Annotated in this window: 19 protein-coding genes; 5 read left to right on the forward strand and 14 right to left on the reverse strand. The window is 46.3% G+C overall.

What is annotated here, in order from left to right:
* From MKY95_RS17545 to MKY95_RS17565, 5 genes are all read right to left on the reverse strand, one after another.
* Positions 1-3,558, reverse strand: coding sequence for a DUF4132 domain-containing protein (locus MKY95_RS17545; RefSeq protein ID WP_076317710.1), 3,558 nt, complete (start codon positions 3,556-3,558; stop codon positions 1-3).
* 19 nt (positions 3,559-3,577) lie between these two features.
* Positions 3,578-4,801 (reverse strand): VWA domain-containing protein, encoded by a 1,224-nt coding sequence (locus MKY95_RS17550; protein WP_256721193.1) that lies wholly within the window; start codon positions 4,799-4,801, stop codon positions 3,578-3,580.
* Entirely contained in the window at positions 4,786-7,254 is a 2,469-nt protein-coding gene (locus MKY95_RS17555; protein ID WP_076317709.1) for a DUF5682 family protein, read from the reverse strand. Before MKY95_RS17555 ends, MKY95_RS17550 begins: the two co-directional genes overlap by 16 nt.
* Positions 7,242-8,342, reverse strand: coding sequence for an AAA family ATPase (locus tag MKY95_RS17560; protein WP_339193583.1), 1,101 nt, complete (start codon positions 8,340-8,342; stop codon positions 7,242-7,244). The genes MKY95_RS17555 and MKY95_RS17560 overlap by 13 nt, the downstream gene beginning before the upstream one ends.
* A gap of 421 nt (positions 8,343-8,763) precedes the next feature.
* Positions 8,764-9,741: an aldo/keto reductase gene (locus tag MKY95_RS17565; protein ID WP_339200001.1), complete on the reverse strand. Its 978-nt coding sequence runs from the start codon at positions 9,739-9,741 to the stop codon at positions 8,764-8,766.
* A 189-nt stretch (positions 9,742-9,930) separates the two neighbouring features.
* Here MKY95_RS17565 and MKY95_RS17570 point away from each other — a divergent pair, with 189 nt between their 5' ends.
* The 4 genes from MKY95_RS17570 to MKY95_RS17585 all read left to right on the forward strand — a co-directional run bounded on the left by MKY95_RS17570 (position 9,931) and on the right by MKY95_RS17585 (position 13,381).
* Positions 9,931-11,130, forward strand: coding sequence for a cytochrome P450 (locus MKY95_RS17570; RefSeq protein WP_339193585.1), 1,200 nt, complete (start codon positions 9,931-9,933; stop codon positions 11,128-11,130).
* A gap of 40 nt (positions 11,131-11,170) precedes the next feature.
* Positions 11,171-11,512 (forward strand): ribosomal protein L7/L12, encoded by a 342-nt coding sequence (locus MKY95_RS17575; protein ID WP_036673706.1) that lies wholly within the window; start codon positions 11,171-11,173, stop codon positions 11,510-11,512.
* A gap of 171 nt (positions 11,513-11,683) precedes the next feature.
* A complete protein-coding gene (locus MKY95_RS17580) occupies positions 11,684-11,968 on the forward strand; it encodes a metalloregulator ArsR/SmtB family transcription factor (RefSeq protein ID WP_036613842.1) in 285 nt (94 codons plus the stop codon).
* Between the two features lie 228 nt (positions 11,969-12,196).
* A complete protein-coding gene (locus MKY95_RS17585) occupies positions 12,197-13,381 on the forward strand; it encodes an MFS transporter (protein ID WP_339193586.1) in 1,185 nt (394 codons plus the stop codon).
* 109 nt (positions 13,382-13,490) lie between these two features.
* Here the strand turns inward: MKY95_RS17585 and MKY95_RS17590 are convergent, their stop codons facing one another.
* The 9 genes from MKY95_RS17590 to MKY95_RS17630 all read right to left on the reverse strand — a co-directional run bounded on the left by MKY95_RS17590 (position 13,491) and on the right by MKY95_RS17630 (position 24,550).
* The gene (locus MKY95_RS17590; RefSeq protein WP_076250445.1) at positions 13,491-14,246 is read right to left on the reverse strand and encodes a glucose 1-dehydrogenase; all 756 of its coding nucleotides are present in this window, start codon (positions 14,244-14,246) and stop codon (positions 13,491-13,493) included.
* 323 nt (positions 14,247-14,569) lie between these two features.
* Positions 14,570-16,297, reverse strand: a complete 1,728-nt coding sequence (gene poxB / locus MKY95_RS17595; RefSeq protein WP_339193587.1) for a ubiquinone-dependent pyruvate dehydrogenase — start codon at positions 16,295-16,297, stop codon at positions 14,570-14,572.
* A gap of 257 nt (positions 16,298-16,554) precedes the next feature.
* Positions 16,555-17,316, reverse strand: a complete 762-nt coding sequence (locus tag MKY95_RS17600) for an SDR family oxidoreductase (protein WP_339193589.1) — start codon at positions 17,314-17,316, stop codon at positions 16,555-16,557.
* Between the two features lie 152 nt (positions 17,317-17,468).
* Positions 17,469-17,774 (reverse strand): Dabb family protein, encoded by a 306-nt coding sequence (locus MKY95_RS17605; protein ID WP_076317704.1) that lies wholly within the window; start codon positions 17,772-17,774, stop codon positions 17,469-17,471.
* A gap of 439 nt (positions 17,775-18,213) precedes the next feature.
* Positions 18,214-18,465: a type B 50S ribosomal protein L31 gene (locus MKY95_RS17610; RefSeq protein WP_036613829.1), complete on the reverse strand. Its 252-nt coding sequence runs from the start codon at positions 18,463-18,465 to the stop codon at positions 18,214-18,216.
* 144 nt (positions 18,466-18,609) lie between these two features.
* The gene (locus MKY95_RS17615; protein ID WP_339193591.1) at positions 18,610-18,876 is read right to left on the reverse strand and encodes an HPr family phosphocarrier protein; all 267 of its coding nucleotides are present in this window, start codon (positions 18,874-18,876) and stop codon (positions 18,610-18,612) included.
* A gap of 166 nt (positions 18,877-19,042) precedes the next feature.
* Positions 19,043-20,110: an NAD(P)-dependent alcohol dehydrogenase gene (locus tag MKY95_RS17620; protein WP_076250436.1), complete on the reverse strand. Its 1,068-nt coding sequence runs from the start codon at positions 20,108-20,110 to the stop codon at positions 19,043-19,045.
* Positions 20,111-20,216: 106 nt separating this feature from the next.
* A complete protein-coding gene (locus MKY95_RS17625) occupies positions 20,217-22,364 on the reverse strand; it encodes an alpha-glucuronidase family glycosyl hydrolase (RefSeq protein ID WP_051449948.1) in 2,148 nt (715 codons plus the stop codon).
* Positions 22,361-24,550, reverse strand: coding sequence for a glycoside hydrolase family 52 protein (locus tag MKY95_RS17630; protein ID WP_339193593.1), 2,190 nt, complete (start codon positions 24,548-24,550; stop codon positions 22,361-22,363). Before MKY95_RS17630 ends, MKY95_RS17625 begins: the two co-directional genes overlap by 4 nt.
* Before the next feature lie 219 nt (positions 24,551-24,769).
* On the opposite strand from MKY95_RS17630, the gene MKY95_RS17635 reads away from it, so the two are divergent.
* Positions 24,770-25,681 (forward strand): AraC family transcriptional regulator, encoded by a 912-nt coding sequence (locus MKY95_RS17635; protein WP_339193594.1) that lies wholly within the window; start codon positions 24,770-24,772, stop codon positions 25,679-25,681.
* The last annotated feature ends 9 nt before the right edge of the window (positions 25,682-25,690 follow it).

Below are 25,690 nucleotides of genomic sequence, written 5' to 3' on the forward strand. Positions count from 1 at the left end.
TCAACGCCCCGTTGCTCTCAGAATATCGTAGATCGTTTCACTGAACACGCGACCTGGAACGTTGCCTAGAGCAATGGGTTTGTTGTCACCATAGTAATAATATTGCTTGTTATTCGGTTTGAAGAAATGAAGGGATTCCAGGGTAATGTCATCCAATCCCTCGTAATACGTGATGCTCGTACCGCTGAATTGCAATTCTGCAACAAGATCTCCGTACTCTTTATAAAATTCATGATACCAGCCGCCGTCCTGTGCCGGTCCTTTGATCCAACCGTATTTCTCCAGTGCTTTGGGGAAAGCCGTTGGTGAAAAATCAGACTCGGGCAGATGATCGTATTCATTCTTCGTTTTATCCTCATCTTCTGGCTGGTGAATCTCACGATTCAATTGCTCGAATGGCTGTTTGATCTCGTAATCCTCCAACTGCGTTGTCCAACCTTCAAGCGTCGCCTGATCCAGTTCCAGCGGGTGTATAAGTCCCACCTGCGCATCCGAAGGTAGATCAACCTCATCTTCATCCACAGAATTGAAGGTGCCATCCTCCATATAACGGAACGTGCTGATCAGTGCGCCATCCTCATACGTTCCCCAGATCAGACCAACAGCAAATTTCTGCATGATTACATTTTGTACAAACAATGCTTTCCACTCATCGGCAGACCACAGACGTTGCTTGGACAATGACTCTTCCAGACGCTGCGCCTGAATGTTAACCATGGATTTGAGATCTTTTTTCAGCTGTGTGAAACGAGCCTTAGACTTCGCTGCCAATTCAGGATCATCTTTCTGTGCAGGAGCAGGCAGACTCTTCACGGATTTGCCCGTTTCTTCATTGAGAACAACCACTTGCAAGTCTCCATTAACCTTAACCAGGAAGGAACGCTCTCCGTAACTCAGCTGCATAGTTCCTTTTTCATCAAAACCAAGCGTGGTGACTAACCGATCCTCCAGTTGTTCCGGGGTAAGTCCCATATTATCCGCTGCAAGCTGCAATGCTTCTTCTGCTGCACCTTTCACCTGACGGTTCTTCACGCCACGTTTGATTTTATCGATCGCCATAAGAGCGGATGGATCTTTCAGATAAGCGAGCACTTTTACAGCATCTGCTGCAATCGCGCCACGACTGTTTTCTGTCCATTCCTTAATTTGCGGAGCCAAAATATTCACAATCTGAATATCACCAAAGAGTGCTGAAACATACATCACCCACTTTTCTTTCGCGGGGGCACCTTCTTGAATCCAGACCTGAAGCAATTCACTTGCAAAACGAGCGAGCGATGCCTCACTCACGTAATCCCGTAATTCATTTAATCTTTCATTAGGACCGGATGTATGATCCAATGATTGGACCAAAGCATACTGTTTAATCCGGTCATCTAAAGGCTGATTGTCTTCAATACGTATCAGTGAAGGGAGATCTTTCAAGGACAACCAACTCAGTCTCGACAACTTTTTGGCATCCGCCTGATCAGCGAGTGCAGCATGGGCATACTCTGGACTTAGATCTGCGGTATCCAGTAGAATTTGGATCAAGCTCTTCCACTCATCGGACTTCTCTTTCTTCAAAAGCTCACCATACAGATCCTTGCTGTTTTCCAAACTGCGGATCGCGGTCAAAGCCATCTCTTTGATTCCCACTTTTTTCTCCGAGAGGTAGACGAGCGTATACAAGTCCTGATCAGGAATTCGGTTGAATTCCGCTAACGCCACGCCGTTGGCCTTTTTGGAAGAATCCTGTAGTCCGGCACGAATCGCTTCAGCCAATATTTTCTTCGATAACTCATCACGCTGTTCAAAGGTAATCTCCAGAATTAAAATGCGTGTATCTGTTGGCAGTTTCTTGTACTGTGTCAGTGCATAGTCCAGATTCTGCTGAATGATTCGGCGGTATTCGTCATGCGGCATGGATTTGTATCTGTAGTCGGTCATGCCATTAAGTGAGATCAGGCTGGTTAGCAATTTCTCACGTTGCACCTCAGGGTCTTGCCCGTAACGTTGAAGCAGCTGCTCTCCACTAAAAGCGTATGAATTGTACATGTCCGAGATAATATCCAGTGTCCAATCGGGATGAGTAGTCAGGATTGCAAACCTGCGCATCGCCTCCGAATCCAAGGGCAGAAAACTAATACTAATGAGGTTGTGAACACGCTTCTTATCCCGATTCAGTTGATTAAACAACCCGCGACTATTTGGGTCCTCCCAATATTCCTCCAGGGTGTTTTCCCCACTTAAGTATCTTGCAATCGCAAGTCCTTGACGTCCCCCGTCCAAAGGATGCCGAAGAGCGTTAAATACCGCTTGCTCCAGTGACCCCTCCGCATTAGGCAATGTCAATCCTTGATCCTCCATGAATTTATGAATGCAGAGTTTGAGGAATGGCGGTTTGATAATCTCGTATGCTCGAATCGCTTGTTCAGGACGATTCGCGATCGCGGATTGTAACATGTTCCAAGATACCGTGTACGAATTAAGCTCGTCCCGCAACATTTCAACCAACTGATAAGGTTCATCCAGAGGCACAAGTCCAGCAAGCAGATCATTTGGACTCTTGGCTCTAGGGTCCATACTCAGCAAGTAACGGCGAACTTCAAGTGGATAAATCTCATGTAATTGATGTACTGTGTGAAGCAAAACATGCCCAATCTCACTATTTGTATCAAGGAACCGTTGTTTACCTCCACTAATGTTAATCAGGTACAACAAGGCACCACTCACAAGTACCATAGTTTGATGGAATACTGTGTTTGAACATTGCTCTTTTGAAGAGAAAGACGTATTGGGATACAGTTCAGCTATGAGCTGACTACGCTTCTCCTTGAGGAATTCATCCTTCAATTCTTGGGAAGATCCGTTATGTTTTCCTTGAATATTACTGACCACTACAGGTTCAATCAACGTATGTAGCTCGTCTCGCAACTTATCTGCATCATTAGCCATTACATGTTGAAACAACACTGGTAACGATTGAACAGAAGATTGAACCTCTGCAAGATGAGAAGCCGTGTCACTGAGTCTTGAATATAATTGCAGCAGCATTAAAGCATTAATTACATCCCGGTAGTCCCCTTGACTGTCCGCTTTTTTGGAATCAAAAAGCCACTGGGCACGCTTTAATTTACTCTTTAATTCAGTCAAAATTTCGTTCTCGCCTGCAAACTGTTTGATCTTCTCCAACCGGGACAACAATCCATCCATACGATCTGCGCTTTTGCTCTTCCCGCTTAATCCGTAGGCTTCGGAGTCATTTCCCATACAGACAGTAAAGGCATCCGTTCTCCATGAATTTCTTTTGGAATAATTGGATTCCAGATATATCACAATAGCCCCGGCACGGTAAAAGATATCTCCATCGTCTTTTTTGGCAAGCTTCATGAGCAGATCAATCGTTTGATACACATAATGACTCGAATTTCCCATCATATCCGGAAACTTGTCTGTCGTTCCCAAGACGTAATCGATAATTTCGGAGCTGCGATCTGTTTTCAATGAATACTCGTTTGAACAAGTTACTGCGAATTTCTCCACCAAAGTTTCAACTGCGCGGTCTGCGGTAAGCATTACACATTCCTCCTTGAATTTAAGTGATAATCTCGCCAATCCAATCCGCGAGTTCGTTAGGCGTAATTGCTGCTACATGTGCCCCCATATTGGTTAATGTCTGTGCGGCATGTTTGTTATAGACTGAATCCCCGTTAAAATCGAGCGCGGTGAGAACCAGTAGCTTGCATCCTGCATCGATAATATCTTTACAGGCTTTATACATTTGCGCGATCGGGTACCCTTCCTCCAGATCACTGACCAGAATAAAGATGGTTTTGCCTGGATTATCGATTAACGTTTCGCCATATCGCAACGCTTTCGTAATATGTGTCCCCCCACCGAGCTGTACATTCATGAGCACGTCTACGGGGTCTTCCAGTCTATCGCTCAGATCAACAACCTGCGTATCAAATATGAATAATTGGGTGCGCAACGCATTCAAACGGTAGAAGATGCTGGCCATCACCGAACTGTAGATGACTGAATCCAGCATACTGCCACTTTCGTCCACACCAATGATGATGTTCCACTTGTTATGAGGCTGGATACTCCCGTCGAAATACAGACGATCAATCACAAATCTGCGCTTGTTTTTATCGTAATTTTTCAAATTCTTGGTGATAGTTCGCTTGAAATTCAGATTGCGCAAAGATCGTACTGAGCTCGAGGTATAGCGACTGCGCTTGCCCATGATACTCGCTCGGGTCTGAGATTCCAGCTTACTACGCAGCTCTTCAACCACAGTTCGCACGATATCCTTGGCGCTTTTTAACACCTCACCTTTCATCCGTCCTTTGAACTGCATAATATTCTTGAGCAGATTCATGTTGGGTTCAAGGGATTCAAGCAGCTTTTTGTCCGTTAACAATTCTGTCAGCCCATAACGATCAAGCGCCTGTTTTTCCAATATTTCGACCGTTGGTTTGGGGAATAGGTCCCTGACTTTGTGCAGCCATTTTGGTACAGTCAGATTAGATGCACCGCGTCCTCCCTCTTTTCGATAACCTTGTTCTTCACCGTATTCACGGTTATAGAGATACCCCAGAATCTCATCGATTTCCGTATATTGAAATTCAGCCGAAGTGTATTGGTCTGTATTACACAACCCTTCTTCGGCCGATTCACCGAGAATCAGACGCCATCGATTTAAGGTTTCAGCAGAATGTTGATCCCCTCGGTTGCTTCCATCCGTATTGGAACTTCCATTGATTTCTCTGGTTTCGTCCGTTGTCCGATTCGCTTCATTCATATTAGCTTCCATGCGGCAAACTCCTTTCGAAGCGCTTCATCCCACGTCTTGGACTGAATCAGCATCTGTTCATCGACCGCAGGCCTCAACATCTCCTCTGGTTCAACCTGATGCAGACTCGCCACCCGTTCAGCAATCAAGCCCGTCTCCATTGGTGTAAAGTAGGTGAATGCCAACCGCAATTCCGGTACCATACTGATGAAGTCGTCGTATGACAGCTGTTCAATCAGATAATTCAACTCAGACAACAGCTGATCTTCATATAAAAAAGCGTCACGTGCTACAGTGAATACTCCCTGCAAAAAAAGTGCCGTTTGACGGGTCTGATCCGGTGTACCATGGATATACCCGCGAGCACGATCAACAATCTCATCCCTGGGCCTGTCACCTAGCCCTGAGGAAATAGCCACACACACACCCTCCAGCTGAGCCGGAAGCTGCTGATCCGACAGAAGCTCATTCAGATGTATTCGGAATGTCTCATCCTGAAAATACCCCTCTGATGACTCCGCGAGCATAGCTAACAGCTTCAATCCCTGAATAATGGCTTCATGTTCATCCGGATTGGCTCTGGAGAGCTGTAACAACTTGTCCACGGCGTTTCTATAAGCTTCGGATACCAGATCAGGGAGATGTTGCTCGTCAGATAATCCCAGCAACCTGCGGTGTTGATGAATTCGGTTCAAGATATGCAGACTGTTACATAAGGATAGAAAATTCCCGTCGGTTCTCAGCGCCGAGCGCACCTGTTCATAGAGTTTCATCGCTGTGTCTTGAAGCCCCATGAGCAACGCTTGAAGCATGAGTCGGGCAAGTTCACCGCTATGATGATCCGGTACTTCCTGCATCTGTTCTTCCATTTTGCGTGTAGCGGCCCCGGCAAGTGTTCCACCATAGAGAGAGTTCTCTATCAATCTGGCTTCAATGCGGGATGAGTACATATAAACCCAGGTTTCGCGAACAAGATTCATATCACGCTCTGCGATCCAGTCCGGCCCCGATTGCCGTTTCGCGAATTCCGGAACCAGATAGGTGATGCATTGAATCAATTGGCTTATCTGACGATGCTCCGGTTTCGCATACAGATCCAGCACTTTCTTGTGTTGACCTGTTGTACGAATCTGCAGTTTGTACTCTGTACAACGCGCCTTGAAGTCCTCCACGATGGGAATACTGAATGAATTGGGAGCCACGCTTCCAATGACGTCTCCTGTCAATAACTGCTGCAGCTCTTGCAGCGGTTTATCAGTCGCTAAGGTAAGCTCCCCCTTCACAAAGGAAGAGAGTGCTGCATCCATCAACTCATAGACGCCGCCTTCCCTTTTACCACGAAGCCCGGCAAGACCTTGTATCATACTGTATGCCTCAATTGCATCACTCGTTGATACATGCTCGTGTCCATCCCGTAATTGGCGCATCAGCCGAGATAACAAGTCCAGAGCCGTTAGATTATACGGTGTACTCTTTTTGCGAAGCAGCTGGTTCCAGATCTGATCGTAATAATTTACATAAGGCATGCCGCTCGCATATCCATTGAGCCGATCCGCCTCAGCAAAGGTATAGACCATCGGGTACATTTGTTGGTGAACCGTATCTGGATTAACCGCACTTTGTTGAGACGTTCCTGGTTTACCTTGTCCATCCAAACGTTGGTCTGTATGTCGTTTATTCATTTCTGGCTGTTCCAATTCCGATTCATGTTTCTCTAACATCAACAGTCCATACGTATGAAACCCACCGGTAATGACAAGCACACGGTCATGCTCCTGCACCGCTTGTTGAATATGTTGTTTCATATGTGCTTCTCTTGCCAGATCACCTGAAGACTGTAATCGTTCCGTGGAATAGCACATTCGGGATAAAGTACAATACGTGAATACATCCTGCACGAATGCCCGAGTGGATTTTTCCAGACCACCAATTTCAAACACCTTTTCCCACAATTCATCAAAACTGCGACAGTTTGTTTTTTGGCATAATCGGTTAATGAAATCAGACCCCGCAAGCAAGGTTTCGTCCTGAATAGAGATCTCCTTTTGTTCCGTCTGGCCGGATCTGGATGCACGAGTGGAGAAGTGTTGATAGTCCAGATCAATAAACTTCGCCGGAATATCCAGCCGTTTTGCTTCTTTCAAAGCTACATATTCAGGCGAATAACGAAGCATCGGATAATAGCAAGCTTCTCTCTCCAATTCACTCTCATAGGTATAGTACAGACTGACAGGAGGTATCGTTGCCTCATCACTCAGCACCGAAATTAATGGATTACCGCTCTCCGGTCCTTCGATCAGAATAATATCCGGTTTGTAGTCCCCGATTAATCGTAACAAGTGATATGAACATGCAGGGCTATGGTGTCGTATTGGATAATAGACCGTAGGATTACTCAGGTTATATACCTGGGACTCGAACAAGGATTGTAACTGATCAACATCAGGGTCCAGAACTGCTGTTAACCGATCCATTTTCTCTCCTCATAATAGTCCTTCCACATTCCCTCTTCTCTGGAACGCTCTTTTACGACCTTGGAGAAGTAGGTTTTGAGAATGGACAGATCCTTGTCGTTTTCCTTTGCAATGGTCCCCAGCATGTTCTGCACCAACCGATCCAGCCCAATAGCTTTATCTTCGTAATAATAGGAAGTCATCGCACTCTGGACATAGACAGACACCGCTTCCGCCGTACTCATGGATGCTTGAGGGGTATCGAGCTTGTATCCTTCCCGTGTCATGCCGGTGCGTAGTTCCATAAATGTTGTAGCCAGCAATTCAACCACATCCGGGTTAATGTCAATATCAATTCCACTATGTAATAACAGGCTTCGTGCCTGGGATTCAATAATTTTGGCTTCCATCTTCACGTTATGAATGGGCTTGATTGTTTCAAAATTGAAGCGACGTTTCAATGCACCACTCATTTCGTTAACACCTTTATCCCGAATATTAGCTGTAGCAATGACGTTAAATCCTGGTTGGGCAAACAGTACACCACCGTCCAGTTCAGGAATGCTCATAACCTTGTCACTGAGAATACTGATCAGACTATCCTGCGCTTCAGCTGGACAACGTGTAAGCTCTTCAAAACGGGTAAGAATGCCTTTCTTCATGCCGTTATATAACGGTGATGGCACAAGTGCCGCTTCCGAAGGGCCTTTATCAAGCAGCATGGCGTAATTCCAGGAATACTTGATCATATCCTCTGTTGTGCCTGCTGTACCTTGAATCGTGTTTAGACTGGTACCGGAGATCGCTGCGGTCAGCAGTTCGCTAAGCATGGTCTTGGCTGTCCCGGGTTCTCCCACGAGCATTAATCCTCGATTGCCTGCCAGAGTAACCACTGCACGTTCAATTAACACGTCATTGCCATAGAATTTGCGGGTAATCGTGATCTCTTCTCCATTTAATAATGCAGGCTTATCCCTGCCAATAATAAAATCGCGCACATAGGCGGGAGATAACAGCCAGTTCGGGGGACGTTTCCCCTGATCTTCCTCTCGTAGCGCGCGTAATTCAACCTCGTATAATGTCTCGGCGGGTGGTTTAAGCATCTCCATCGTCAAGGTGTCTCCTCTCACGTAAACAGATCGTATGTTCTTATTCCTATCATTTTATCACAGCACTCCAGCAACTACCCGGTAAAACGATAAAAATGGTTGAAACGTCCTTCTTATCAGCACTTCTTCTAAGTCCATGGACATAGCCTCTAGCGCAAATATGAAGGTGAAATATCCTTACAGCCATGCCAACACACTGGTTTCGGATCAGAATCAGCATGCTTATTACCCATTTAAAAGCATTGTAGGTCATATGACCTTAGGATTCATTAAACTTTCGATCATGTGTTTCAACCAAATGAAGCCGATTATTACAAAGAAGACACAGGCCATCAGCAGCCTGTGTCTTCTTATATGTTCAAATCTCACCCAACATCTATGAATTTTGATCGAAACGAACCAATCTCTCAGAATTCCCTACTTACATTCTACGCCCGCATGAAGCGGAATACAGCTCGTACCACTCATAACGGGTAAGCTCAATATTTGTTGCATCACGACAGGCCAGAATACGTTCTGGTCGAATCGAACCAATGACAGGTTGAATCCCTGCTGGATGCTTCATTAACCAAGCCAGTACAATAGACTCCGGTGTCACCCCACGCTCCTTGGCCATTCGATCAACCAGTTGAGCCGTATGCTCAATCTCCGCGCGCTGTCCCTCAACTACCCTGCCAGTAAAACGCCCTTGAGCAAGTGGACCCCAAGCTTGCAGTTGAATATGCTCTGTCTGACAATATTCCATCGTGCCATAGGGAAACACGTTGTCTCTGGCTTGAGGACGATTTACCGTCACACCAGCCTCTACGAATCCGATTTTGTCCAGACTCATCTCCAGCTGGTTCACAATCAGAGGTACTTTACTATGAAGCTGAAGAAGACGAATCTGTTCAGAACCCATGTTGGACACACCAAAATGGCGCACTTTACCGGAATGATGCAGCTCAGCCAGTGCTTCTCCAATCTCTTGCGGATGGGCAAGTGGATCAGGACGATGTAACAGCAAAATATCCAGATAATCGATTCCGAGCCGTTCCAGAATACCGTCCACACTCGCCAGGATATGTGCACCTGAGGTGTCATAACGCTGTGGCCCTTCATCATCACCCACAAGACGTATACCACACTTCGACTGTATAATGATCTGTTCACGCAAACCGGGAGTTTCGGATAAAACTCGCCCCAAGACATGCTCTGCCTTACCACGCGTGTAAATATCCGCCAGATCAAAGTGATTAATGCCTATTTCGAGAGCTGCTTCTACCGCTCGATGACCTTCCACAACAAGATCTGAAGTAATGGGAAGACCATCCCATTCACCACCAAACCGCATACAGCCAAGAACCATTCGACTTGCCGGAATCTGGTGATGATGCAAAGGAAGTTGTGCGTAAGACATGTCAGCGTTCACCTCATTTTCATTTTTACCAAGCATAATAACCGATTCTCTCTACCATGTCTTCTTCCATCTTCCTCTATTTTCCTGCTCTATCATCCATATGGACCAAAAACAAGGTTTCAAAAGCTTGTGTATTGAATATATAGAGTGTGCAGGTATTATGCAGGAATATGAGAGGAGATTTTGCATTTGAACCCAAATGAACCAAACGAGTCCTCAAAGCCAGCGTTTTTTACCAAAGAATTCACACACAACCCTTACCCGGTATATGAAATGTTAAGAAAAGAGGAGCCTGTTTTCAGACTCATGTTTCCTCACGGGGAATTCGGCTGGATTATTACGCGATACGAGGATGCGGTCCAGATCCTGAAAGATCCTCGCTTCAGCAAAGATATGGTCCGACGTTACGGAGCTGATAATCAAAGCATCTTCTCCAATAATATGTTGTTCTCCGATCCGCCGGATCATAAACGTCTTCGGGGACTTGTGCAGAAAGCATTCACACCCAAACTGGTCGCAGACATGCGGAGCCATATTCAGGACATTGCTGATGAACTGCTGGACAACCTCCCGTCACAGGAAAAAATGAATCTGATCGATGACTTTGCCTTTCCACTGCCCATCATTGTCATTAGTGAAATTCTGGGAGTCCCTCTTGAGGATCGTGACAAATTCCGCATCTGGTCCAATACGATAATTGATGCTTCCATAGCCGAGAGCGCCGAGCTGTTTGAGCAGCATGCCAGGGAGTTTACGGATTACCTGACGGCCTGGTTTGCGAAAGTTCGCCAAGATCCCGGCACTGATCTGATCAGCCAGCTCGTCATTGCGGAAGAATCCGGGCAGCAGTTAACTGAACAAGAACTGCTTGGCGTTGTCTCCTTATTAATTATTGCCGGTCATGAAACAACCGTGAATCTGATTGGAAATGGGATTCTCGCCCTGCTGGAGCATCCGGAGCAACGCGAACTGCTCATCAACCAGCCCGAGCTTATTCACAATGCCATTGAAGAGATGCTTCGCTATAACGGACCGGTGGAGTTCAGCACATCCCGCTGGGCTTTGGAAGATATTGAATTCCGTGGACAACGTATCGCTCAAGGTGATCTTGTCATTGTTGCGCTTGATTCCGCCAACCGGGACGAACAGCAGTTTAAGGATGCTGATATTTTCGATATCACACGCGAGAAGAGTTCGCATCTGGCTTTTGGCAAAGGCATTCATCTCTGCTTGGGAGCACCGCTTGCTCGTCTGGAAGGTGAGATTGCAGTCAGCACACTTCTGAATCGTTTTCCAAATATACAACTTCAGGCAGATGTGAATGAACTGGAATGGAGACCTGGTATGAATGTTCGTGGTGTCAAGGAAATCCCGGTTCAACTAAAATAATGGCTAAATATGAATAAATGAAAGTGAGGCACATGACATCATGGAAATGAACACCTTGGTATGGATCGTTTTGCTGCTTCTGATCTTTGTGTTACTGGTCAGAGTCACCAGCCTGCAACGCCAATTAAATGAATTGAAAAGAGATGTCGAGCGTCTGGAGAACGGTTCAACCGACAGCGTCCGATCCGACTTCAATTACACCTTGTCGCCGAAAGAAGCATCTCTTTCCCACACAAGCCAACCAGCCCAAACGGATCTGGATCAGGAACTGCTTACACTGATACAACAAGGGAAAAAAATTATGGCGATCAAACGACTGCGTGAAGCCCGAGGTCTTTCGTTGAAGGAAGCCAAAGACTATGTTGATTCCCTAGATCGGTAATATACAACTCACATAACTCTCGGGGGAAGTCACTCCAGACTTTCGGCTGTTAACACAGACGCAGTAGAAAGTATGGAATCTTCGTCCGAGAGTTTACTTTTCAAACAACATATGCTACTGTTATTTCTATATTACTAGAAATAAGAAATAAAGACGAAAGGACCGATCATTATGCAATCAAACTCGAATGAGATTGAACAAGTTGTCAAAATTCATAAAGCGCTGGGCGAACAAACACGCTACAAAATCATTCAGATTTTATCGGGCGAAAGCAACCTGTGTCCTGCCGATCTGGAGAGCCGCCTTGTTACGGTTGCCCTATCGACTCTGTCTCATCACCTGAAACAGCTGTCCGATTGTGGTCTGCTTACATCGCAGAAGAAGGGTACGTATATCTACTACAGCCTAAACACGGAGACCGCACAAAAGTTTGTTCCCTATCTGCTAAATAAATAAAAAATTTGAGTTATATTTCTATATAATTAGAAATATTGAAACAAGGCACAATATTTATTAGTAAAACTAGGTCACCTAAGTTTACGCTTATTCCAATATTCATTATCTAGGTTGTAACATTACCATTCGCGCAGATGGGTTGCATTCCGAGCATTCATGTCTTGTTCTATCGTCTTTATTTCTATATTTCTAAAAATATAATAATGATCAGAAAGAGGTTATGTTTCCATGTCTTCTACGCTCAAAATCTATGTTCTTGCCTTGGTCAGCTTCCTTGTAGGAACGTCCGAATATGTCATTGCCGGCATTTTGGATCGCATTGCAGATACCATGAATATCTCTTTAATCGCTGCCGGACAGCTCATTACGATTTTTTCACTTGTATATGCGCTCGGTACACCTGTCATTATTGCACTGACTTCGCGCTGGGACCGTCGCAAGCTGTTGTTATACTTCCTCGGTCTATTCGTTGTGGCTAATGTTCTTGCTTACCTGTTGCCGGGTTATGGACTATTCGTCGCAGCACGAGTGTTGATGGCTTTAGGCGCGGGCGTTGTTGTTGTCACGGCATTAACGGTTGCTTCCCAAATAGCGGCGGAGGGCAAACAAGCTAGTGCAATCGCCACAGTAATCACTGGATTTACGGCTTCTTTGATCGTTGGCGTTCCGCTCGGAAGGCTTGTAGCTGCATCTTGGGATTGGAAGCTTGTTTTTGCCGGTATCGCCGTTCTTGGAGTTCTCGCCATGCTGGTAATCGCGGCCGCCATTCCGCCTTCCAAAGCAGAAGCTCCTGTTCCGCTGAAGAAACAACTGTCTTTGCTCAAACAGCCACGAATTGTTTTGGCACTGCTGGTGACATTTTTCTGGTTAGGTGGTTATTCCATTGCCTACACGTACATTTCACCTTACCTTGTATCCGTTTCAGGAATGAGCGAAGCACTACTCAGTTCAGCTTTACTCGCATTTGGCATAGCAAGTCTGATCGGTTCAAAAGTTGGAGGGTTCAGTGCTGACCGATGGGGTGTCAAACGAACGCTGATCACAGGCATGACATTGCATATCGTAAGTCTGGTCCTGCTGAATATAACGGCAAGCTCTCATCTGGCTATCTTCCTTGTTCTGATTTTGTGGTCTTTTGCCGCGTGGTCCTCAGGTCCAACTCAGCAATATAACCTGGTCACCATGGCTCCGGAATCCTCTGGCATTATGATAAGTCTCAACAGTTCGGTGATGCAACTTGCGATGGCTGCCGGAGCAGGTATTGGCGGAATCGCGGTCAGCAGCGTTTCATTATCATCCATTACCTGGATTGGCGCTGTCGGGGTTGCTGTTGCCGTCATCATCGTTATAGGCTCGTATCGTTCAGCACCTCTCAAAAGTACACAAACCAATACATCGCACAACGTTGCCTGATATGATTTCGTAGTATAAAAGACAAACCAAAAAGAGAGGCACTGTATGCATACAGTGGCCTCTCTTTAACCATTTTAACGGCTATTCTATTACCGATAAACAGAACTCTTTATTGGGCCGTAACTGCACCATCGATCGGATATACTGCACCATTGATATAAGGCGCTTCATCTCCAAGCAGGAAGGAAACCAAGTTCGCGATCTCTTCCGGTCTGCCCAGACGTCCGGATGGAATGCTGTCAACAGTTGCCTTGAACACTTCAGGATTGTCTTTACCGAACTGAATGACCATCGGCGTCTCAATTGTACCTGGGGCAATCGCATTTACACGAATGTTGTCCTTGCCATATTCAATTGCAGCTGTACGCGTCAAGCCCACCACGCCATGTTTGGTTGCTGCGTAAGGTGCAACTGCAGGTACACCAACAATACCGGCTGTGGAGGCCGTGTTCAGAATGGAACCTCCACCTGTTTTGAGCATTTCAGTAATTACATACTTCAACCCGTAGAATACACTTCTCAGGTTAATATCAATAATCTGGTCAAACTGCTCAATCGTATGTTCAATCAGCTTGATCCCAGGACCTGCAATACCTGCATTATTAAAGAACATGTCGATTCGTCCGAACTCTTCGACTGTTTTTTTCACATAATTCTCAACTTCAGGTGCTTTACTTACATCTGCTTGTACAAAAATAGCTTTACTTCCCAGCTTCTCAATCTGCTTAACCGTTTCAAGACCTGTCTCTTCGACAAGATCCACAACGACAATGGATGCACCCTTCTCAGCCAGCTTCAATGCTGCTGCTTGGCCCAATCCACTTCCTGCTCCAGTAATAATGGCTACTTTTCCTGCGTGACTCATGTTGATCTCCTCCATGTGTGTGTGTCATCTTGTGATTGGATCGATGAATACGATATGAAACGTACTTACATGCAATGATGCAATATGTAGGTCAAAAATGGCATAAAACCTTCCTGACTTTACCTATTCTAATAGACTTTCGACATAAAAACAAATCATATAATATGTATTCATACTATATCACCTGTCACATTTTCAGCATTTTTATTGAAGGAGCACACAACTATTACGTCTTGTTGCATGCTCCTCTTTTACATATACAATACTTTTTAAGTCGGTATCTCTACAACTTCAAACGGTGCATATCCGCTTTTTGAAACACTTTAACGCAGCAAATTTGTTTTTGCCAATTCAATAATTTCGTCCCCTCGTCCGTTGAGCACGGCTTTCATCATCCATAAGGTGAATCCTTCCGCCTGTTTGATATCAATCTTCGGAGGTAAGGACAATTCCTGACGATTCACCACCACGTCAATCAACACAGGACCATCATGCTGAAGCGCACGCTGCACAGCTCCTTCGAGTTCATCCGGATCCTCAACCCGAATACCTTCCATGCCCATGGCTTGAGCAACCATCGCAAAGTTGGGATTGACAAGCTCTGTTCCCGATTCCAGGAATCCGGCAGCTTTCATCTCCAGCTCAACAAAACCGAGTGCTCCATTATTAAACACCACAACTTTAATCGGCAGATTATGCTGTTTCAATGTCAACAGATCACCCATCAGCATCGTAATACCACCATCACCCGACAAAGAGATGACTTGTCTGCCCGGATCAGCGACCTGAGCGCCAATGGCCTGTGGCAAAGCGTTTGCCATCGTACCATGACTGAATGAACCGAGCAGTCTGCGATTACGAGACATCTCGATATAACGGGCCGCCCATACTGTCGGAGTACCGACATCACAGGTGAAGATGGCATTTTCAGCTGCGGCATCACTAATGACCTTGGTCAGGTACTGCGGATGAATGGGCTTTTTACCCGGTTTTCCAACCGCCAGCTCGTCCAGATCTTTGCGTACTTTCACATAACGATCCACACTTTTACGCAAATGTTTGTCACTGTGTTCTTCTGTCAGATAAGGAAGCAAAGTTTCAATGGTCGCTTTCACATCCCCACATACGCCGTAATCCAGCTTCGTGCGCCGACCCAGATGGGAAGATTGAATGTCAACCTGAAGAACTTTCGCATCTTCGGGATAGAATTGACGATATGGGAAATCCGTTCCCAGCATCAATAGTACATCACAGTCCCTCATCGCATGATAACCCGACGAATACCCGATTAATCCCGTAAGGCCCACGGAATAGGGATTGTCATATTCCAAGTATTCCTTGCCTCTTAGCGCAATAACCATCGGGGATTTCAATCGATCACAGAGCTGCATGAGGGGTTCCCGAGCGCCCGCGCAGCCTGCACCGCACAACAACGTTATTTTTTTGCCTTCATTCAGATATTCCGCCAGTTTAACGAGTTCCGGCTCAGAAGGATGTACCACGGGGTTGGTTGCGTGATACACATGCTCAGGTACAGGAAGATCCGCTGCTTCAAGTCCTGCTACATCCCCCGGCAATACAACGACGGACACACCCGAACGTGCAACTGCTGTCTGAATGGCCATCGTCAGAGAACGCGGCATCTGTTTGGCTGTTGTAATGACTTCACAATAATGACTACATTCCTGAAACAGATACTCCGGATGGGTCGCCTGAAAATATTCACTGCCAATCTCGTCACTTGGGATATGTGCAGCGATAGCGAGTACAGGAACACGATTGCGGTGACAGTCATACAGACCATTAATCAGATGCATATTACCAGGACCACTACTACCTGCGCAGACAGCGATACTTCCACTGACCTGAGCGTCCGCCCCAGCAGCAAATGCAGCTACTTCTTCATGACGTACATGAATCCATTCGATCTTGCCGGATCGACGGATGGAGTCGAGTACCGCATTCAAGGAGTCTCCAACAATGCCATATATGCGTTTGATGCCAGCGTTCAATAAGGATTCAACCAGAACGTCCGCGACTGTTTTTTTCATAATAGGTGAGTCTCCTTTAATTGCTCATTTTGATTATGTTTCCACTCGGTTAATATACCTATTCTTATACCCCAATCTTTCGAAAACCGAACCAACTCAATATGTATGTCTGGATATATGAAACAAAAAACACCCCCTTGAACCGTTATTTCATTGTTAGCAAAATTCCAAAAAATCCGCTTGTCGAATGACAAACGGATTACGGTTAAACTACGTTTATTGTTATTTCATGTGAATTCCCAAATCCAAATCAGACACTAGATAGCAGGCATCACATTGCCACCACTTACCGGGATATAGGCACCTGTGATAAATGAGGACAGGTCCGAAGCGAGAAAAGCTACCGCATTGGCGATTTCCTGATCTTCACCCCTGCGCTTCAGCGGCACGGTACGTGTATATGCCTCATCATGTCCAAGCTCACTAGACCGATCACGTTCGCTTATCGTCCATCCAGGTGCAACCTGGTTTACGGTAATCTGATACTCACCAACCTCCTTGGCAAGCACGCGATATACACCATCCATTCCACGCTTACCAGCGGTGTAGGCCGATTGATGAGCGAAATTTTGCATCGCACATTCCGTATTGATACCAATGAACCGACCGGCTCTGATATCTTGCATATGTGGAATGAAAGCTTTGGCAAGATACACACTCTGCATGACACAGGATTCAAACTGGCTCAAGTAATCTTCAGGCGACTGCTCCAACACCGTTGTCCATTCATATTGAATGACTGCATTGGCAACAACGATATCCACTCCGCCGAGGACAGACTGAATCTCATCACGCATCCGAAATGCTGTATCCTGCTTTGTAATATCTCCCTGTACAATAACAGCCTGACGACCGAGTGCTTCAATCTCACCTTGAAGCTCCCGAGCCTTGGTATCATTATTTATGTAATGTAGAGCCAGATTGGCGCCACAGGCTGCCAACGTGCGGGCGATGACTCTCCCCAGCTGTCCGGTTGCTCCTGTAACCAGAGCCGTTTTTCCTGAGAGATCCAATTGCATAACAGCGAAAACCTCCTTGAATTCGTTTGTCCGAAAACGATTTCGTAAATATGTTATTTTTGTTCATTAATTACGCGTTATTCAGAGAGATATACAGCATTGTTCAATGCTGTATATGGTAGTTCAACTTTTTTTCCTATATGTGGAGACTATTAATTATGATGTTGAATGAGATCAATTTCCTGGAAGCGACTGACTTCCTTTTCCCAACGCTCTTCTACATATTGACGGTGAACCGGGTGATTGTTGTATGCATCATACGCAGCCTGATCTGCAAAGACCATCGAGAAACTGTAGTCAAACTCATTCTTCTCACTTACCTGTTTCAGAACCTGAAATTGCTCTACGCCAGGAATGACAGCCAGTGCATCCGAACTTTCCTTCAAAAAGGCTTCGGCCTCCGGTGTATCTTTACCCGCGTAAAGTGTAAACGTTACCATATGTGTGATGCTACTCATCTCTATTTCCTCCTCCAATATGTTCGTACTCGTTTCCTAGTGTACATCCGAATGTGTTGTAAGCGCAATAATTGGTTGAATTAATTTTTATGAATTGATATTTCTATATAAATTGAACTAAGGAATATTTACACTGGTCACTTCGATGACAGAACAACCTTCCGATCGCTGTTATCCCCAGATTTTTTTGATTCCTTCTATAAAGGTTAAATCCGGGGATAAAGGCGAGTTTATGCTTACGAAGTAGCTTTCCATAGAAAGCTTTTAGCTCCGCTTCTTCAGGTTCTTTCTGTCCTCTCCGTTTTGTGTAAAGGTTTATCTCAATTTATATAGTTACAAATATTAATTTCAAGTAAAATTCACTAGCCTTTACCCTGAATATGTACACAAAAAAACCTCAGGACAAATCCCGAGGTTTTTTTGTAATGTATGGACAAACTTATTTGGTGATGTTGTATTTACGGTTAAATTTATCAACACGGCCACCGATATCCACGTTTCTTTGTTTACCAGTGAAGAACGGGTGGGATGCGGAACTAGTGTCCACACGGATTACTGGGTAAGAGTTACCGTCTTCCCATTCCATAGTTTCGTTAGAGAACTTCGTGGAAGAACTCAGGAATTTGAAATCAGCACTTGCATCGTAAAAAATTACGAGTTGTGTCTTTGGATGGATGTCAACTTTTGGCATAATCTATTTACACTCCTTTAATATGGGTACTTCTTTAGAATCAAACTACATTTTATTATACTCTTTTTTTGGACAAAGTACCAGCAGGTTTTGAGGAATAGCTAAAAAAAATATGATATCTGTGATTTTGCACCTAATCAGGTGTCACGCCGTCCCTTTCTCCAGTACATTCAACATGTACTCCAAAGCCTCCAGTTCATCCCTGCCTCTTGTCTGTAATCTGACAACACTACCATATCGAATGGGTAGTAACGCCATTCCAAGCAGGCTTTTGACATCTACACGATGCTCATGCTCAGACTCCATATACGACAAAATAATATCCGAGGAAAAACGCGACGCTTGAGAAGATACCGACATAAAATCATCCCGATGAAAATCAGCGTGTATCATAAATTCATGTACTCTCACAACCTTCAGTTCCTTTCGCTAAGTACTTATTCACCAATATGGTGTGTATCCATTTATATATTAAAATCTTCATGAATTATACCATGTTATGGGATCTTGACCCATACTTTTTTTGCAAAAAAAACAAAAAAAGAGTCCTATACCGCAGGACTCTTCCAGGTTGTTCTTACATACCGTTCGGATATACCATGACCTTCAGACTGCCGCTCTTATTGTGTAATGCGCGCTCCATCGCTTGCTGTGTCTCTTCGAGTGAATAACGATCTGTAATCAGGGACATCACGTCATGCTGGCCGGAGCTCAGAAATTCAATTCCTGCCGGATACGTATTGGCATAACGGAATATGCCATAGATATCAACTTCATTGTCCGCAATAAATGGAACATTGAGTGCGATCTCGTCCTGTGCAGGCAGGCCCACAATCGCAAGTTTTCCTCCACGTCGAAGTGAATACAGAGCAGATTGTAGCGCCTTTGGATTCCCCGCTGTTTCCCATGCAGTATCAACACCCACACCACCTGTTAACTCGCGAATCACAGCCAGTGCATCTTCATTCCGCACATTAATGGTATGCGTGGCACCCATGCGGCGAGCTGCTTCCAGCCTAACTTCCTCCAGATCCGTTACAATGATCTTCTCTACACCGAAAGATTTGGCAGCAGCCACAGCCATGAGTCCAACGGGACCCATACCCATAATCGCCAGGGTTGTACCCGGAGCCAACTTGCTGCGGCGTGCAGCGTGAATACCAACAGAGAATGGCTCGTTCATAGCTGCTTCCTCATAAGACAGATGATCCGGGATCGGGAATACCATATCTTCACGTATCACCATGTACTGTACAAATGCCCCATCCACCGGAGGGGTCGCTAGAAATTGTACATCCGGACACAGGTTATAACGACCTTCCTTGCATGCCGAGCAACGTCCGCAAGTCACCCCAGGCTCAATAGCAACTCGATCCCCTGTTTTGAGACGTGATACGTTCGAGCCAACAGCAGCAATGATCCCCGCACACTCATGACCCAGAATGATCGGTTTCTCCACCACAAATCTGCCAATGCGCCCATGTTCAAAATAATGCACATCCGAGCCACATACCCCGACAGCCATTACCTGGATTAACACCTCATCCGCTGCCGGTTGCGGGACGGGTTGTTCCTCAATAATAATGTGTCCTGGCTCTGTCATGATAGCAGCTTTCATGGTCTCGGGCAGTTGATGTTGTCCCATACGGTTCTCCTCCTCATGTATGTCCATGCTGTCTATTGTACATCAAAGAAAACAAGGTATCTTCTTTCTTCCTAATTACCAAGTTCATCTGCATCCGCAATTCCACTCAATAGATAGTTCGACCTTGTTCATCCGCAATGCCGCTCTTGCGATAGAAGTAGGTATTGATCATGTCACGCCATTCCTTCGCATGTTCGGCCTGGTTGTCCTGTAATGAAGCAACTTTACTGAAAATAACCGGGTCGATTTTGCCCTCCAGCTGTCTCCATGTCTCGGCTAACGCCTCCGCCTGCGCAACACCTTCAAAGTGTGTATCATAAATATGCTGAATGACCGTTTTACCCGAATGCAGAACATGGGTGTACGGCACGTGATGGAAAAATAAGATCAGCTCATCCGGACAGGTGTCTACGGACTCATAGCGATCAGCATTCTCAGGGTGATACTGTGAAGTGTATCCTGTACCGCTGTTCACGGTTCGATCTACACCAATGCCATGACAATCGGCAAAGTGATACGTTCCCCATTTGGAATACTCGTATCCATCTACATTCGGCCCGTAATGATGTTCCGGGTTAACCATCCAACCCACACCAAGAGGCGCCGTATAATTCTCATAGATATCTAGTGATGTCAAAAGCATGCCCGTAACTTGCCGCACAACTTCGTCTTCATGCCCAAAAGTGAGTCTCACCCACTCATCGGCAATCTCTTCCGCGGTCAGCTCCGGATTCCACGCCAGTCTCCCGTATCCATATAGATTCGCCTGCGCGAGTGGATGTCCTGTCCAACAGGCATCTGCACCAATATTGGATACTGCAGCGAAGCCACTGTATGGCCGTTTATACAGAGAACCGTCCGCGATTCGCTTGATCTCTGAACCTTCGCCTTTAGCGTATGTGTCAAAGTCCAATACTTCTTTCCACTGGGGAACCAGATAACAGAGATGACGTTGTTGCCCGGTATACTCCTGTGTAATCTGAAATTCAATCACCTGATTTGTATTTTCCATGGCGCCAAACAGCGGGGATACCGCCTCTCTCACCTGAAAGTCCATCGGCCCGTTTTTGATCTGCAAAATGACATTTTCGGCAAAACGCCCATCCAGCGGCGTAAAGTGGTCATAAGCTGCACGTGCACGGTCAGTGGAACGATCCCGCCAGTCCTGCTTGCAGTTATAGACAAAGCAACGCCAGATAACCAATCCACCGAATGGCCGAAGGGCTTCGGCCAGCATGTTCGCACCATCGGCATGATCACGGTTATACGTGAATGGTCCCGGACGATTCTCGGAGTCTGCCTTGATCAGGTAACCGCCAAAATCCGGAATCGCTGCGTACACCTTGGCCGTTTGAATATTCCACCATTCCCGTACCTGCGCATCCAGCGGGTCAGCCGTACGCAATCCGCCAATCTCAATTGGACTCGCGTAGTTGGCGCTCAGGAACAATCGAACACCATACGCTCTGAATTCTGCGGCAACCTTCGCCACATCACTAAGATAACGTTCCGTCAGAAACAGGCTCTCACGGCGGTGTACATTAACGTTGTTGATCGATATGGCATTAATGCCCGTGGAAGCGAGTAAACGTGCGTAATCCCGGATGCGTACCAAGTCCAGCGTAAATTCCCCGTTATCATAGAAAATGGAGTCTCCTGCGTAACCACGCTCAATGCTGCCGTCCACGTTATCCCACTGATTAATCATCCGTAGCGCATTGGTTGGCTGTTCTGTAATGAAGCTCCACTTATTCACAGCGTCATCCGCCTCATGTGCACTTCCTTGATCCATTGTCAGCTCTCGAAGCAGATGGAATGCACCATAGAGCACACCTTGGGGAGTCTCTGACCCAATGACGAGTACACCCTCGGTCTCGGTCTCACGAATGATGTACCCTTCCCCTTGAACAGTTGAACGCTCTGTCTCGCTGAACAACCCAGCCACGGAATCGCTCCCTGTCCAAGTGCCGATTCGTATTGCGGGAGCGGAAGCGAGATTGTCCCGTTCATTTTCCTGAGCATCAGACAGATGACTGACCGACGGTTTCACGCCATATAACCTCTCCAGTCCCCGTGAAAGTTCGGTCAGAGCTGTTGTGATCACTCCATGGTTCTCTTCCGCCAGTATAAGTTTGCTCCATGCAGGAGCCGTCTTTTGGGCAAGTCCATTCGCTTCTGGCAATTCGGAGTGATACCCCAGCCACGCATCGTACTGTGGACCTGACAAGGCAGATTGAATGACGGATTGGCTCATTGTACCGCCTCCTTGCTGGCATAGATCTGCCCAAGGTGATTCCCTTTTCCTTCGAGTAGCCATAGAATCGACGTTACACCACGCGGATAGTACTTGCTGCCAACCGCTACACCAGACAGGATCTGGTCACTCCAGCACCAGTAGGATTCCTCCGGATGCAGCAGCCAGTTGACATGAGCCGCGTCTGCTGCCTTGCCTGTCTCATTCCATTCCACACCCAGCAGCTCTCTAGCGATAAACTGGGACAAATAGATTTTGCTCAGCCACGAGTTATTGCTTGTTGAGGACAGTTTCCAGCCTCCATCTTCGAACAGACATGTTCCCGGTACAAGAACCGTCTTCAGATGAGTTTGGAGTGCTTTCAGATAAGGTCCAAAACGACCATTGACATCCAGTGCTGCTTCACAGCCTGTAAAGTACGGGAACACCAAACCTTCAATCGCCGGAATGATTCGAGAATCATTATTTTCTGCAATAACAGCTGGAATGTAGCCGCCATCAGTCAACTGTGCAGCAATACTGGCAGCGCAGCGATCCGCTTGAAGTCCAGCTTGATGGGACAGATCCGCCAACTTCTCAGTTGCGAACAGCTTCTCCAATGCAACATAGACCGCCCAACATTTACCCGCCAGATAGATATTATTGCGAGACTGACCAAGTGACACATCCAGGCTGTCGTAAGTTGTAATCTCCGCTCCACCTTGGGTACGGCTGCTATCCAGACCCATCAGACCGTTACGCTGCTCTGCGTCGGGATGGTCACGATTAAGCATACTTTCGAAGCAATCTTGGATAACAGGCAACATGTTTTTCACAAAAGCTTGATCCTGTGTCTGTTCAATGTATACTGTCGCGCAGCAGAGCCAGTTCACCAGCTCCTCGTGGCTCATCTGTGAGAAACAGTCGTCAATGCCAACCAGCTCATATGCCGAGTGTCCAGGGCGTGAGAACACATTGGCAACACCAATATCATGGGTAAAGGTGATTCCGCCCGGATATAACTTCTCTTCCCCCGGGAAACGAACCTGATCCGTATAACTGTATCGTTTCACAAACCACTCCAGCTCATTACGCACCGTCCATGGGTTCAAGGCAAGCTCGAAGTACAACTGATCAGCTGTCAGATCAAGTGTGTTCATCATCCGATACTCCCCTTCGTTCACCACCCATAGTGGCTCGCCATCGGCATCCAGCAGTTGAGTACTGGCATAATAGCTGTGAATGGAATGAGCAAGCATGAATGATTGATCTTCGGTCAAAGCAGCCGATCCAAGGCGCTGTTCAACCTCTCCACAGGATGCGGTCAACTCACTGAAGCGTTGTAGTGCATACTCTCCTGCTGCCTGAATATCGGAGAAGTACCGCGTATACCAATACGTTGTGTCCATTCCTGTCGTCACAATGCCCCCGCGATAGAAACATACTGCGAATTGATACGTACGTTTCTCTCCAGCCGGAACCTCCATCAGTAGTGCAGCGGTTGAACCAAGTCCAAATGCCAGATTCTCCCGATGTTTCTCCTGCAACAGTTTCTCCAGCGTAAATCCGCGTGCGGGCCACAGTCCGTCATCTGCTGACATAATCGCTGTAAGTCGACCTTGTCCCACACCTGTGATGGAGCCACCTTCCGGTCCCCCAATCAGACGCATCGCAGAGTACGGATCATTGCCCTGATAACCAAAGTAGGCTTTGCGGGGTTGTTGACCTGCCGTATTGTCAATCCTCATCTCAACCAATACGGCAGGTACGAGTGCATCCATTAATTCTTCACGATCCCCATTCGTTGGATCAGGTACTGGACGTACAGGAGAGTAGATACGGAACGTCAGATCTCCAGCGGTCCACGTATCCGTACCTGAGGTAAATTCACGGGTAATATCTTCATCGCGAAAAGCCGTAATAAGAGGTTTTGGAACTTTGGACGCTGTTGTCGACGCCGTTTCCCCGTTATCCAACTTCTCTACATCATAGCGGCTGCTCTCATCCTCGGAAGCTTCATAAAAAGGAAGCGCCTGATAATTGTCGCCATCGCGAGATTGTAATCCAATATATACATTCTGGTCTGCCGGCTTGCCGAGTTCAAGACCCAGCCCGCCTTTGGCTCCTTTGTAACCCAGTGTAAAACTCGCAAAAGCACCAATCGGTGCGTGATGTGCATTATAAAAGATGGATTTGGACGTATTCATGAATCATAACCCCTCTCAGAATGGTTGCATACGTTTTCATTAGCCCCATCCTAACACGTGGTTCCACCTCCGACCATGATCAAATCAATCGGATATTTACCCAAATCAAGCTCATAGACTATAATAGATTAAAGCGGTTACACAAAAACATTCCATTAGATATACGTGCGTAATCAAAATCACATTTTTTGAACAACCTCATATGAAGGGGGATCTTCCATGTCTTCAACGTATTTGCCTCCTACTTTGGGAGAAAGTGTCCATGAAGTTTTTTATCCAGATGTGCAAACAACGGTTAATCTGTTTGCCATTCATTTACGAAGTGTGGGTATGGACTGGGATTATCCGGCACATGAGCACCCTCAATATGAATTGAATTATGTCACGGAAGGCGAGCAACGCATGATGGTGAATGGTACCCTATACATTCAAAAGGCTGGCGAACTGCTCCTGATTCCTCCGGGAAGCATTCATTCCAGCCAGAGCCATAACGGCAAGGGATTCACGTATTTTTGCATGCATTTTGACATTGATGATCAGTTGTTCCTATCGTTGCTGGCACGTATCAAACAAGTGCGATTCAGTGCGGATAGTCCGGTTACACAGCAGATTGAGCCGGTTTTGCGCAAATTAATGTCATCTGCGGATGATGAAACAGCAAATACGATGGTACAGCGTATGCAGCTTCAATCTGCGGTATTTGAACTATTTGGCCATCTGTGGGAGGCGGTCTCGAAAGAGGCAGCACAATGGTTTACCGACGGACACGAGAAGATCGAACTCGCCCACCAGATTCGTAATCGATTGCAAGGCCTGATGAGTCAGCAATTCAAACAGGGACACGAGTCCAACGGTCACTATGGCATTGATGATATTGCAGCAGAGCTGGGCATCAGTTCTTCTCACTGTAATCGCGTGTTCAAGCAGGTGTTTGGTCAGTCTCCACGTGCTGTATTATCCCAGTTGGTTTTGCATGAAGCGAAGCTTCTTCTGGGCAATCCGAAGCTGTCCGTTCAAAATATTGCCGTCATGCTTGGTTATAAGGATATTGCCCATTTCAGTCGTCAATTCAAGCGCTGGTCCGGCATGTCACCCTCCCGTTACCGACAGGAACAGCCTGCTCTGGAATGAAGTCCAGTA

Origin of the sequence: Paenibacillus sp. FSL P4-0176, assembly GCF_037975265.1 — a bacterium.
In the GTDB taxonomy this organism is placed as follows: Bacteria; Bacillota; Bacilli; order Paenibacillales; family Paenibacillaceae; genus Paenibacillus; species Paenibacillus amylolyticus.

What these genes read in the sequence shown, in the direction of transcription:
- MKY95_RS17575 (WP_036673706.1), top strand. Translation starts at nt 11,171, where the DNA reads ATGGAAATGAACACCTTGGTATGGATCGTTTTGCTGCTTCTGATCTTT.
- MKY95_RS17620 (WP_076250436.1), bottom strand. Translation starts at nt 20,110, where the DNA reads ATGGGACAACATCAACTGCCCGAGACCATGAAAGCTGCTATCATGACA.
- MKY95_RS17585 (WP_339193586.1), top strand. Translation starts at nt 12,197, where the DNA reads ATGTCTTCTACGCTCAAAATCTATGTTCTTGCCTTGGTCAGCTTCCTT.
- MKY95_RS17630 (WP_339193593.1), bottom strand. Translation starts at nt 24,550, where the DNA reads ATGAATACGTCCAAATCCATCTTTTATAATGCACATCACGCACCGATT.
- MKY95_RS17610 (WP_036613829.1), bottom strand. Translation starts at nt 18,465, where the DNA reads ATGCCAAAAGTTGACATCCATCCAAAGACACAACTCGTAATTTTTTAC.
- MKY95_RS17600 (WP_339193589.1), bottom strand. Translation starts at nt 17,316, where the DNA reads ATGCAATTGGATCTCTCAGGAAAAACGGCTCTGGTTACAGGAGCAACC.
- MKY95_RS17560 (WP_339193583.1), bottom strand. Translation starts at nt 8,342, where the DNA reads ATGGAGATGCTTAAACCACCCGCCGAGACATTATACGAGGTTGAATTA.
- MKY95_RS17545 (WP_076317710.1), bottom strand. Translation starts at nt 3,558, where the DNA reads ATGCTTACCGCAGACCGCGCAGTTGAAACTTTGGTGGAGAAATTCGCA.
- MKY95_RS17605 (WP_076317704.1), bottom strand. Translation starts at nt 17,774, where the DNA reads ATGAGTAGCATCACACATATGGTAACGTTTACACTTTACGCGGGTAAA.
- MKY95_RS17550 (WP_256721193.1), bottom strand. Translation starts at nt 4,801, where the DNA reads ATGGAAGCTAATATGAATGAAGCGAATCGGACAACGGACGAAACCAGA.
- MKY95_RS17565 (WP_339200001.1), bottom strand. Translation starts at nt 9,741, where the DNA reads ATGTCTTACGCACAACTTCCTTTGCATCATCACCAGATTCCGGCAAGT.
- MKY95_RS17590 (WP_076250445.1), bottom strand. Translation starts at nt 14,246, where the DNA reads ATGAGTCACGCAGGAAAAGTAGCCATTATTACTGGAGCAGGAAGTGGA.
- poxB (WP_339193587.1), bottom strand. Translation starts at nt 16,297, where the DNA reads ATGAAAAAAACAGTCGCGGACGTTCTGGTTGAATCCTTATTGAACGCT.
- MKY95_RS17625 (WP_051449948.1), bottom strand. Translation starts at nt 22,364, where the DNA reads ATGAGCCAATCCGTCATTCAATCTGCCTTGTCAGGTCCACAGTACGAT.
- MKY95_RS17635 (WP_339193594.1), top strand. Translation starts at nt 24,770, where the DNA reads ATGTCTTCAACGTATTTGCCTCCTACTTTGGGAGAAAGTGTCCATGAA.
- MKY95_RS17580 (WP_036613842.1), top strand. Translation starts at nt 11,684, where the DNA reads ATGCAATCAAACTCGAATGAGATTGAACAAGTTGTCAAAATTCATAAA.
- MKY95_RS17555 (WP_076317709.1), bottom strand. Translation starts at nt 7,254, where the DNA reads ATGGATCGGTTAACAGCAGTTCTGGACCCTGATGTTGATCAGTTACAA.